The following is a 12500-nucleotide window of genomic DNA, read 5'->3' as shown; positions in this document are numbered from 1 at the left end:
TGGTCATGCCAGGTGATAACGTCTCCATCACAGTCAAGCTGATCAACCCGATCGCGATGGAAGAAGGTCTGCGTTTCGCGATCCGTGAAGGTGGCCGTACTGTTGGTGCTGGTGTCGTTGCTAAAATCATTGAGTAATAAAAATAGCAATAATTAGTTCTAAATAAATATAGCGATTTGCCAAGGTCGCTATATTCATCAAGTGGTTCTAAGCTGTAGGGGTGTAGCTCAATTGGCAGAGCGTCGGTCTCCAAAACCGAAGGTTGTAGGTTCGATTCCTACCGCCCCTGCCATCATCAAGGCCGCAGGGCGCCGAAAGTAAATAAAGTATGTCTAACCAATCTGTACAAACAGTCAGCACTTCGAATGATAAGTACAAAATCATTCTTGCGGTAGTTGCTGCGGTTGCTGGTGTTGCTGCTTTTTATGTTCTTGTTAGTCAGCCAGCTTATATTCGTGCTGCTGCATTGATTGCCGGTTTGCTGGTGGCAATTGCTTTGATCTCGGTGTCTGAAACAGGTCGTAACTTCGTTTTGTTTGCTAAAGAAGCTGTACGTGAAACGAAGAAGGTGGTTTGGCCGACTCGTAAAGAGGCTGGTCAGATTACTGCTGTGGTATTTGGTTTTGTGTTGGTAATGGCTATTTTCCTCTGGGGTACTGACAAGTTTCTCGAGTTTCTGCTTTATGACGTAATTCTTGGATGGAAAAAATAATGACTGAGCACATTCAGGAAAATCAAGAAGGTACAGAGCCAGCGGTTTCTGTGCCTAAAAGCGCTAAAAGATGGTACGCAGTTCATGCCTATTCTGGTATGGAAAAAAGTGTGCAGCGCGCATTGACTGAGCGTATTGAGCGCGCAGAAATGCAAGATAAATTCGGTCAGATTTTGGTGCCTACCGAAGAAGTGATTGAAGTAAAAAATGGTAAAAAAGCAGTAACTGAGCGTCGTTTGTTTCCTAGTTATGTATTCGTTGAAATGGAAATGACAGACGATACTTGGCATTTGGTAAAAAATACTAGTAAGGTTACGGGCTTCATCGGTGGTAAGTCTAATAAGCCGTCGCCAATTCCTCAGCACGAAGTCGATAAGATTTTGCAGCAGATGCAAGATGGTGTTGAAAAACCAAGGCCAAAAGTATTGTATGAAGTAGGTGAAGTTGTCCGCATTAAGGATGGTCCGTTTACTGATTTCAACGGTAATGTCGAAGAAGTGAATTACGAGAAATCAAAAGTTCGCGTGACAGTAACGATTTTCGGCCGTGCGACTCCGGTTGAACTTGAGTTTGGTCAGGTCGAAAAAGTATAAAAAATTAACGCTTTTTCAGTGCGTGACGCCAATGTAGCTAAGGTGTTTAAACTGAAATGAAGTAACAGAGGAGCCCAGCAAAGCAGTAATGTCTTGTTGGGCGCTACTACTCAATTAATGAAGGAGCCATCATGGCAAAGAAAATCATCGGTTTTATCAAGCTGCAAGTGCCAGCTGGTAAAGCAAATCCATCTCCACCTATCGGTCCAGCATTGGGTCAACGTGGTCTGAACATCATGGAATTCTGTAAAGCGTTTAACGCACAGACTCAAGGTGTTGAGCCAGGTATGCCTATCCCTGTTGTGATCACTGCGTTTGCGGATAAGTCTTTCACATTTGTGATGAAGACACCTCCAGCAACTTATCTGATCAAAAAAGCCGCTGCGATCACTAAAGGATCTGCTAAGCCGCATACAGATAAAGTCGGTAAATTGACACGTAAGCAAGCAGAAGAAATCGCGACTTTGAAGCGTCCTGATTTGACAGCCGCTGATATGGACGCAGCAGTGCGTACGATCGCTGGTTCTGCTCGCTCCATGGGTATCACGGTAGAGGGACTGTAATGGCTAAGTTATCCAAAAAAGCAAAATTGCTTAAAACCAAAGTAGATCGTCTGAAAGTATATTCTTTCGATAATGCGATTGCTTTGATCAAAGAATGCGCTACTGCGAAATTCAATGAATCCATCGACGTTTCCGTACAATTGGGCGTAGATCCTAAAAAATCTGACCAGGTTGTTCGTGGTTCTGTTGTATTGCCTGCTGGTACAGGTAAGACTGTTCGCGTAGCGGTATTCGCACAAGGTGCTAAGGCTGAGGAAGCTAAAGCTGCAGGTGCTGATATCGTTGGTATGGAAGATTTGGCAGAGCGTATCAAAGCTGGCGACATGCCATTTGATATCGTTATTGCATCTCCAGACACAATGCGTATCGTTGGTACGCTGGGTCAAGTTCTCGGTCCACGTGGTTTGATGCCAAATCCAAAAGTTGGTACGGTTACTCCTGACGTTGCTACTGCAGTTAAAAATGCAAAAGCTGGTCAAGTGCAATATCGTACTGACAAAGCCGGTATCATTCACTCGACAATCGGTCGCAAATCTTTTGCTGATGCTGATTTGAAAGCGAACTTGCTGGCATTGGTCGAAGCTTTGAATAAAGCAAAGCCAGCTTCCAGCAAAGGTGTGTATCTGCGTAAAGTATCCCTTTCGTCCACAATGGGCGCTGGCGTACGTGTAGATCACGGTAACCTGGCTGCGTAATAAAGAATTAAGTCCATGCATTGCAAAATGTATGGCGAATCTTTGGGCTGTCCGACCGAGTAATTGGGCGGACAGAGAGTCAAAGACCGTTGGGCTTTGTGTGTTGGATTCGTTCTAGCATAAAGTTAAATCGCAAGAGAGTTATCTCAAGTACCCAACGCAGATGGTGTACCCGATCAAGTTTTGTAGTTACATACTGGCCTTCCAGTAAAACTCCTAACTTCGGACGCCGTGTTCGAAACGATATGAGGGCTTTACTTCATCCTGATGTAAAGACTGAATATCATAATTGGAGGTTGACCGTGAGTCTCAATCTGAATGATAAAAAAGCTGTCGTCGCTGAAGTCTCTGCAAAAGTTGCAACTGCACAGACTATCGTCGTAGCTGAATATCGTGGTATCCAGGTCGGTCATTTGACGCAATTACGTGCTAACGCACGTGCTCAGGGCGTGTACATGCGCGTGTTGAAAAACACACTCGCACGTCGTGCTGTTGAGGGAACTGCATTTGCAAGCCTCGCTTCTGAAATGACTGGCCCGTTGATCTATGCGATCTCGGAAGATGCTGTTGCTGCTGCTAAAGTTGTACAAGACTTTGCAAAAAGCAATGACAAGCTGGTTGTTAAAGCAGGTAACTATGCTGGTAAATCGCTGGATAAAGCTGGCGTTATCGCATTGGCAAGCATTCCTAGCCGTGAAGTATTGTTGGCGCAAGTGTTGGGCATGATGCAGGCTCCTGTATCTGGCTTCGCACGTGCTCTGGCAGCTCTCGCAGCAAAGAAAGAATCTGATTCACCTGCAGCGCCGGTAGCGGAAGCTACTGAAGCAGTTGCTGAATAAGATTTTTCGTCAAATACCGTATTAATGTAATTTATAAATTGGAGTTTCAAATGGCAATTAGCAAAGACGATATCCTGGAAGCCGTAGGCGCGATGTCCGTAATGGACTTGAACGACCTGGTTAAGGCATTCGAAGAAAAATTCGGCGTTTCCGCCGCTGCAATGTCTGCTGGTCCAGCTGCTGGTGCTGCTGCCGCTGCTGTTGAAGAGCAAACAGAATTCAACGTAATTCTGTCTGAAGTTGGCGCAAACAAAGTTGGCGTTATTAAAGCAGTTCGCGAAATCACTGGTCTAGGCTTGAAAGAAGCTAAGGATCTGGTTGATGGCGCACCAAAAGCTGTTAAAGAAGCCGTTGCAAAAGCTGATGCTGAAGCAGCTAAAAAGAAATTGGAAGATGCTGGCGCGAAAGCTGACATTAAGTAATTTCGCAGTATTATGGCAAGTCTCAGGATTTGCCTAAGTCAAAGACAGGAATCCTCTCGGAAGAGAAGGTTCCTCTTTGGCTTCTTTGTCGTTCATGTTTTGTTGTTTCGGTAATACTTTTTACCGGTTCTGAAGTTCCCGAGGTTAAGGGCTGAGACTTGAGGTTTCTTTTTGTAATGTTGAATTACCATTGGAATCCTGAATTCTCCATCCTTCCTTGTCACTAACGGAGTGTCCATGCACTACTCATTTACTGAGAAGAAGCGCATTCGTAAGTCTTTTGCGAAACGCGCTAACGTTCACAACGTTCCGTTCCTGCTGGCGACCCAGCTCGAGTCATATTTGGGCTTTTTGCAAGCCGACAAAACAGCGTCGGCACGCAAAAATGAGGGCTTGCAGTCAGCCTTCACGTCCATTTTTCCGATCGTGTCGCATAACGGGTTCGCACGTCTCGAATTTCTATCCTATGTTTTAGGTGATCCTGCTTTTGACGTCAAGGAATGTCAACAGCGTGGTCTCACTTTTGCATCTCCTTTACGTGCCAAGGTGCGTTTGGTGATTCTGGATAAAGAATCTCCAACCAAACCCGTCGTCAAAGAAATGAAAGAGCAAGAAGTCTATATGGGCGAATTGCCGCTCATGACGACAACCGGTTCTTTCGTGATTAATGGGACTGAACGCGTTATCGTGTCTCAGTTGCATCGTTCCCCGGGCGTGTTTTTTGAACATGACCGCGGCAAGACGCATTCTTCCGGTAAATTGCTGTTCTCTGCACGGATTATTCCTTACCGTGGTTCTTGGCTCGACTTTGAATTCGATCCAAAAGACATTTTATTCTTCCGTATTGACCGTCGTCGCAAGATGCCAGTCACTATTTTGTTGCGTGCTATTGGCATGAATAATGAGCAGATTCTTGCTAATTTCTTCGTGTTTGATAATTTCACCCTGCACAACGATGGCGCTGAAATGGAATTCGTTTCCGAGCGTTTGCGTGGTGAAGTTGCGCGTTTTGATATCGCTGATAAAGCTGGCAAAGTGATTGTCGCCAAAGATAAGCGTATCAATGCAAAGCATGTGCGTGAAATCGATGCGGCAGGAATCAAGCATATTTCTGTACCTGAAGACTACCTGCTCGGCCGCGTTATTGCGAAAAATATTATTGATGGCGACACTGGTGAAGTGATTGCTAACGCTAATGATGAGTTGACTGAAGAGTTGTTGGGTCGTCTGCGCGATGCAAAAATCAGCACGATTCAAACACTGTACACGAATGATCTGGATCAGGGATCTTACATTTCCCAGACTTTACGTACGGATGATACGGCAGACCAGATGGCTGCCCGTGTCGCTATCTACCGTATGATGCGTCCTGGCGAACCACCAACAGAAGATTCTGTTGAAGCCCTGTTCAATGGCTTGTTCTATAGCGAAGAGCGTTACGACTTGTCCGCAGTAGGCCGTATGAAGTTCAACCGCCGTATTGGCCGTGATGAACTGACAGGCGCAATGACCCTGTCGAACGAAGACGTATTGGCTGTGATTAAGATTCTGGTTGAGTTGCGCAATGGTCGCGGCGAAGTCGATGATATCGATCACTTGGGTAATCGTCGTGTACGTTGCGTAGGTGAATTGGCTGAGAACCAATTCCGTGCTGGTCTGGTACGTGTAGAACGTGCTGTCAAAGAGCGTCTGGGTCAGGCTGAAGCCGACAACCTAATGCCGCACGACCTGATCAACTCCAAGCCTATTTCTGCTGCGATTCGTGAGTTCTTCGGTTCTTCCCAATTGTCCCAGTTTATGGATCAGACTAATCCATTGTCAGAAATCACGCATAAGCGTCGTATTTCTGCCCTGGGACCTGGTGGTTTGACACGTGAGCGCGCTGGCTTTGAAGTCCGTGACGTTCATCCAACTCACTATGGTCGCGTCTGCCCGATTGAGACACCAGAGGGACCAAACATTGGTCTGATCAACTCACTGGCTTTGTATGCGCGTCTGAACGAATATGGCTTCTTAGAAACGCCATACCGCAAAGTGGTTGACAGCAAAATCACGCAGCAAATTGATTATCTGTCCGCGATTGAAGAAGGTCGTTACATCATCGCTCAGGCGAATGCAACAATTGATGGCAACGGCACGCTGGTTGATGAACTGGTATCCGCGCGCGAAGCTGGCGAAACGATTCTGGTTTCTCCGGAACGTATCCAATACATGGACGTGGCAACCGGTCAGGTGGTTTCTGTTGCGGCATCCTTGATTCCTTTCCTTGAACACGATGATGCGAACCGTGCGTTGATGGGTGCCAACATGCAACGTCAGGCAGTTCCTTGTCTGCGTCCAGAGAAAGCATTTGTCGGTACTGGCATTGAGCGTACCGTGGCAGTCGATTCCGGTACAACCGTACAAGCATTGCGTGGCGGTAAAGTCGATTACATCGATGCGGGCCGTATCGTGATTCGTGTGAATGATGCGGAAGCTCAGGCTGGTGAAGTCGGTGTGGATATCTACAATCTGATCAAGTACACACGTTCTAACCAGAACACCAATATCAACCAGCGTCCTATCGTTAAGGTTGGTGACATGGTTGCCAAGGGTGACGTTCTGGCTGACGGCGCTTCCACCGATCTGGGTGAGTTGGCGCTGGGCCAAAACATGCTGGTCGCATTTATGCCATGGAACGGCTATAACTTCGAAGATTCGATCTTGATCTCCGAGAAAGTTGTTGCTGATGATCGCTACACCTCGATTCACATCGAAGAGTTGTCGGTTGTTGCCCGTGATACTAAGTTAGGTGCAGAAGAAATCACACGTGATATTTCCAACCTGGCCGAAAACCAACTGGCGCGTCTGGACGAAGCCGGTATCGTCTACATCGGTGCGGAAGTCACTGCGGGTGATACATTGGTTGGTAAAGTGACGCCAAAAGGCGAAACACAGCTGACACCAGAAGAAAAATTGCTACGCGCGATTTTCGGTGAAAAAGCATCCGACGTAAAAGACACATCCCTGCGCGTGCCATCCGGCATGGTCGGTACTGTCATCGATGTACAAGTGTTCACTCGCGAAGGCATCCAGCGCGACAAACGTGCTCAACAAATTATTGATGATGAGCTGAAGCGCTATCGTCTTGATTTGAACGATCAGTTACGTATTGTTGAAGGCGATGCATTTGAGCGCCTGGAACGTATGTTGATAGGCAAAGTCGCTAATGGCGGCCCGGCTAAATTGGCAAAAGGCAGCAAGATCACTAAGGAATACTTAGCTGACTTGGATAAATATCACTGGTTTGATATTCGTCCGGCAGATGATGATGCGGCTAAAGCATTGGAAGCAATTAAAGATTCCATCGCTGAAAAACGTCATCAGTTCGATCTGGCTTTCGAAGAAAAACGTACCAAGCTGACACAAGGCGATGAACTGCCACCTGGCGTACAAAAAATGGTCAAGGTTTACTTGGCTGTTAAGCGTCGCCTGCAACCTGGTGACAAGATGGCGGGTCGCCACGGTAACAAAGGTGTGGTGTCACGTATCGTTCCTATCGAAGATATGCCTTACATGGCTGACGGGACACCGGCTGACATCGTGCTGAACCCATTGGGTGTTCCATCACGGATGAACGTTGGTCAGGTTTTGGAAGTGCATTTGGGTTGGGCAGCTAAAGGTCTGGGTTTGCGTATCGGCGAAATGCTGAAAGCAAAAGCCAAAGTTGAAGAGCTGCGCGGTTTCCTGAAGCAGATCTATAACGAGTCCGGCAAGACAGAAGATATCGATGGCTTGTCCGATGCAGATATTCTGGCGTTGACTGCCAACCTGAAAAATGGCGTGCCTTTCGCGACGCCGGTATTTGACGGTGCGCATGAGTCCGAAATTCGTCGCATGCTGGATCTGGCTTATCCTGACCATATCGCCAAACAACTCGGCATGACGCCATCGAAAAATCAGGTCACCCTGTACGATGGTCGCACTGGCGAAGCGTTTGAGCGTAGTGTCACCGTTGGCTACATGCACGTACTGAAATTGCACCATCTGGTTGATGACAAGATGCATGCGCGTTCTACTGGTCCTTACTCACTCGTTACACAACAACCACTCGGCGGTAAAGCGCAGTTCGGTGGTCAGCGTTTCGGTGAGATGGAGGTCTGGGCACTGGAAGCGTACGGCGCGTCTTATGTCTTGCAAGAGATGCTGACAGTGAAATCCGATGACGTGAACGGCCGTACCAAAGTGTACGAAAATCTCGTCAAGGGTGATCACGTTATCGATGCAGGCATGCCGGAATCCTTTAACGTTCTCGTTAAAGAAATCCGCTCGCTGGGTATCGACATCGATCTGGAACGCGAATAAGCGAGTATGCGGTAGGAAAAAATCAACCACGGGCATGATCGTGGTTGATTTGCAAGCCTGGTTCAGTAACAAATTTTTCACACCAACTGGAGTGATACATGAAAGCCCTGCTCGATTTATTCAAGCAAGTTCAGCCAAATGAACAATTCGACGCGATCAAAATTGGTCTTGCGTCACCAGAAAAAATCCGTTCATGGTCCTACGGCGAAGTTAAAAAGCCGGAAACCATCAACTATCGTACTTTCAAGCCTGAGCGCGACGGTTTGTTCTGCGCCAAGATTTTTGGTCCTATCAAGGATTACGAATGCCTGTGCGGTAAGTACAAACGCCTGAAACACCGCGGCGTTATCTGCGAAAAATGTGGTGTAGAAGTGACTCTGGCCAAAGTGCGTCGTGAACGCATGGGCCATATCGAGCTGGCTTCGCCTACAGCGCATATCTGGTTCCTGAAATCTCTGCCATCCCGTTTGGGTATGGTACTGGACATGACTTTGCGCGACATCGAACGCGTTCTGTATTTTGAAGCCTATGTTGTGACCGATCCTGGCATGACTCCGCTGAAAAAATGCCAGATCATGTCGGAAGACGATTACGCTGCAAAATACGAAGAACACGGTGATGAATTCACCGCGTTCATGGGTGCTGAAGGTATCCGTGAGTTGCTGCGCTCCATCGACATCGACCGTGATGCAGAAACTCTGCGCACCGAGCTGAAAGAATCGAAATCTGAAGCCAAGATCAAGAAATACGCGAAACGCCTGAAAGTGTTGGAAGCATTCCAGCGCTCCGGCATCAAGCCAGACTGGATGATCATGGAAGTGCTGCCGGTGTTACCGCCAGAGCTGCGTCCATTGGTCCCGTTGGATGGTGGTCGTTTTGCGACTTCCGATCTGAATGATCTGTATCGTCGCGTCATCAATCGTAACAACCGTCTGAAGCGTCTGATGGAATTGCGCGCTCCGGAAATCATTACGCGTAACGAAAAACGTATGCTGCAAGAAGCGGTCGATTCGTTGTTAGACAATGGTCGTCGCGGTAAAGCAATGACAGGCGCGAATAAACGTCCTCTGAAATCTTTGGCAGAAATGATCAAAGGTAAGGGCGGTCGTTTCCGTCAAAACTTGCTGGGTAAGCGCGTCGATTACTCTGGTCGTTCCGTTATTGTGGTTGGTCCGCAGCTGAAATTGCATCAGTGCGGCTTGCCAAAATTGATGGCACTGGAATTGTTCAAACCGTTTATTTTCAATAAACTGGAATTAATGGGTCTGGCGACCACGATTAAGGCAGCGAAGAAACTCGTTGAGATACAAGAACCTGTAGTCTGGGATATTCTGGAAGAAGTCATCCGCGAGCATCCGGTCATGCTAAACCGTGCACCAACTTTGCACCGTTTAGGTATTCAGGCGTTTGAGCCGGTCCTGATTGAAGGTAAAGCGATCCAGTTGCACCCACTGGTCTGCGCCGCATTCAATGCCGACTTTGACGGCGATCAAATGGCGGTCCACGTTCCTCTGTCTATCGAAGCACAGATGGAAGCGCGTACCCTGATGTTGGCATCGAACAATATTCTGTTCCCGTCCAACGGCGAACCGTCCATCGTGCCTTCTCAGGATATCGTTTTGGGTCTGTACTACGCGACTCGTGAAAAAATCAACGGTAAGGGCGAAGGCATGATGTTCCCTGACGTTTCAGAAGCGATCCGCGCCTGGGACAACAAGGAAGTCGAACTGACTACCCGCATTACTGTCCGTATTACTGAATATCCAAAAGATCTGGAAACTGGTGAGTTCGTCAAAACGATCAAACGTTACGAAACCACAGTAGGTCGCGCGATCCTGTCCGAGATTTTGCCAAAAGGCTTGCCTTTCACCGTGCTGAACCGCGCGTTGAAAAAGAAAGAAATTTCCAAGCTGATCGATACCTCTTTCCGTAAGTGCGGTTTGCGCGCAACGGTGGTGTTTGCTGATCAACTGATGCAGTCTGGTTTCCGTTTGGCGACACGTGCAGGTATCTCTATCTGTATCGACGACATGCTGGTACCGCCGCAAAAGGTCACTCTGGTAGCGAATGCAGAACACGAAGTCAAACAGATCGAACAGCAATATGCGTCCGGTCTGGTGACTGCAGGTGAGCGTTACAACAAGGTTGTGGATATCTGGGGCAAGACCGGTGATGAAGTCGGTAAGGCCATGATGGAACAACTCAAAGTAGAAGACGTTGTCCGTCGCGATGGTACTAAAGGCACGCAGGAATCGTTCAATGCGATTTACATGATGGCTGACTCCGGTGCGCGTGGTTCTGCAGCACAGATTCGTCAGCTGGCAGGTATGCGTGGTCTGATGGCGAAACCGGATGGCTCGATTATCGAAACGCCGATTACCGCGAACTTCCGCGAAGGTCTGAACGTTCTCCAGTACTTTATTTCCACTCACGGTGCGCGTAAAGGTCTGGCCGATACGGCCTTGAAAACAGCGAACTCCGGTTACCTGACACGTCGTCTGGTTGACGTAACCCAAGATCTGGTCGTAATCGAAGATGATTGCGGTACAGCGAATGGCGCGTCCATGAAAGCGATTGTTGAAGGTGGTGAAGTGAATGTGCCTTTGCGTGATCTGATCTTGGGTCGTGTAGCAGCCAACGATATCGTCAACCCGGAAACACAAGCGAATCTGTACGATGCAGGCACTTTGCTCGACGAAACAGCAGTGGAAGAAATCGAACGCCTCGGTATCGACGAAGTTAAAGTTCGTACACCATTGACATGCGACACACGCTACGGCCTGTGCGCCATGTGCTACGGTCGTGATCTGGGTCGTGGTTCTCTGGTCAATGCGGGTGAAGCAGTTGGTGTTATCGCTGCTCAGTCCATCGGTGAACCAGGTACACAGTTGACGATGCGTACCTTCCACATCGGTGGTGCGGCATCCCGTGCGGCGATTGCCTCTTCTGTTGAAGCGAAATCTAACGGTACGATTCGTTTCACAGCGACCATGCGTTATGTCACGAACGGTAAAGGCGACCAGATCGTTATTTCCCGTTCAGGCGAAGTCTTGATCACAGACGACCACGGTCGTGAACGTGAACGTCATAAAGTCCCTTACGGTGCGACATTGATCGTGAAAGACGGTCTGGTGATCAAAGCTGGTACGGCATTGGCAACCTGGGATCCGCTGACACGTCCGATTATCACTGAGTACACAGGTACCGTGAAATTCGAAAACGTTGAAGAAGGCGTCACTGTTGCTAAACAGGTTGATGAAGTAACCGGTTTGTCCACCCTGGTGGCGATCGATGCGAAACGTCGTGGTAGCGCAGCAGGTAAAACACTGCGTCCACAAGTTAAGCTGTTGAACGAGCAAGGTGAAGAGGTCAAGATCTCTGGTACTGAGCATGCAGTAACCATCGGCTTCCAGGTGGGCGCGCTGATTACCGTCAAAGATGGTCAGCAAGTACACGTGGGTGAAGTATTGGCGCGTATCCCGACAGAATCACAAAAGACTCGTGATATTACCGGTGGTCTGCCACGTGTTGCTGAATTGTTCGAAGCACGTTCACCAAAAGACGCAGGTATGTTGGCTGAAGTCACAGGTACGGTTGCGTTTGGTAAAGAAACCAAAGGTAAGCAACGTCTGGAAATCACCGACATGGACGGCGAGAAGCATGAGTTCCTGATCACCAAAGATAAACAAGTCCTGGTGCATGACGGTCAAGTCGTGAACAAAGGTGAGATGATTGTTGACGGCCCGGCCGATCCACAAGACATCCTGCGTTTGCTGGGTATCGAAGCGCTGGCACGTTACATCGTTGATGAAGTACAGGACGTGTACCGTTTGCAAGGCGTTAAGATCAATGACAAGCACATCGAAGTGATCGTGCGTCAGATGTTGCGTCGTGTTGTTGTAGTTAATCCGGGCGATGCAAATTACATCGTCGGTGAACAGGTTGAGCGTTCTGATCTGTTGGGTGAAAACGATCGTGTGGCTGCTGCTGGCGGTATTCCTGCAACGTATGAAAATATCTTGCTGGGTATTACTAAAGCGTCACTGTCGACAGATTCCTTTATCTCGGCAGCGTCCTTCCAGGAAACAACACGCGTCCTGACAGAGGCAGCGATCATGGGCAAGAAAGATACCCTGCGCGGTCTGAAAGAAAACGTTATCGTTGGTCGTCTGATCCCGGCTGGTACAGGTCTGGCATTCCACCGCGCTCGCAAGTTGAAAGAAACTTGGGAAGCCGATGAACGCACAGCCTTGCTGCAAGCTGAAAAAGCGGCATTCGCGCCAGCACCGGAAGTTGCTTCTTCCGATGTGGCAGATGGTGACGCGTAACATC

General features: G+C 48.3%; 8 protein-coding genes, 1 tRNA gene and 1 pseudogene. All 10 read left to right on the top strand.

Going from position 1 to position 12500, the window contains the following annotated elements; all coding sequences use genetic code 11:
• Positions 1–137, top strand: a pseudogene (tuf, locus tag ACO0K3_RS18410) (elongation factor Tu); the annotation flags it as partial.
• Between the two features lie 79 nt (positions 138–216).
• Positions 217–292: transfer RNA gene (locus tag ACO0K3_RS18405), tRNA-Trp, on the top strand.
• Between the two features lie 36 nt (positions 293–328).
• Positions 329–712 (top strand): preprotein translocase subunit SecE, encoded by a 384-nt coding sequence (gene secE / locus ACO0K3_RS18400; protein WP_422987124.1) that lies wholly within the window; start codon positions 329–331, stop codon positions 710–712.
• On the top strand, positions 712–1305 hold the full coding sequence (nusG, locus tag ACO0K3_RS18395; RefSeq protein ID WP_422987122.1) for a transcription termination/antitermination protein NusG: 594 nt from the start codon (positions 712–714) through the stop codon (positions 1303–1305). Before secE ends, nusG begins: the two co-directional genes overlap by 1 nt.
• Before the next feature lie 131 nt (positions 1306–1436).
• Positions 1437–1868, top strand: a complete 432-nt coding sequence (gene rplK / locus ACO0K3_RS18390) for a 50S ribosomal protein L11 (RefSeq protein ID WP_262838750.1) — start codon at positions 1437–1439, stop codon at positions 1866–1868.
• Positions 1868–2563 carry a 50S ribosomal protein L1 gene (gene rplA / locus ACO0K3_RS18385; RefSeq protein WP_422954807.1) on the top strand — a complete coding sequence of 232 codons (696 nt, stop codon included), beginning with the start codon at positions 1868–1870 and terminating at the stop codon, positions 2561–2563. Before rplK ends, rplA begins: the two co-directional genes overlap by 1 nt.
• A gap of 302 nt (positions 2564–2865) precedes the next feature.
• Positions 2866–3402, top strand: a complete 537-nt coding sequence (gene rplJ / locus ACO0K3_RS18380; protein ID WP_422954806.1) for a 50S ribosomal protein L10 — start codon at positions 2866–2868, stop codon at positions 3400–3402.
• A 50-nt stretch (positions 3403–3452) separates the two neighbouring features.
• Positions 3453–3824, top strand: a complete 372-nt coding sequence (gene rplL, locus ACO0K3_RS18375; protein ID WP_262838747.1) for a 50S ribosomal protein L7/L12 — start codon at positions 3453–3455, stop codon at positions 3822–3824.
• 237 nt (positions 3825–4061) lie between these two features.
• On the top strand, positions 4062–8168 hold the full coding sequence (gene rpoB, locus ACO0K3_RS18370) for a DNA-directed RNA polymerase subunit beta (RefSeq protein WP_422954805.1): 4107 nt from the start codon (positions 4062–4064) through the stop codon (positions 8166–8168).
• Positions 8169–8266: 98 nt separating this feature from the next.
• The gene (gene rpoC / locus ACO0K3_RS18365; protein ID WP_422954804.1) at positions 8267–12496 is read left to right on the top strand and encodes a DNA-directed RNA polymerase subunit beta'; all 4230 of its coding nucleotides are present in this window, start codon (positions 8267–8269) and stop codon (positions 12494–12496) included.
• The last annotated feature ends 4 nt before the right edge of the window (positions 12497–12500 follow it).

The organism is Undibacterium sp. Rencai35W, assembly GCF_049340185.1.
Lineage (GTDB): Bacteria > Pseudomonadota > Gammaproteobacteria > Burkholderiales > Burkholderiaceae_D > Undibacterium.
This window is presented reverse-complemented; position numbering and strand designations above follow the sequence as displayed.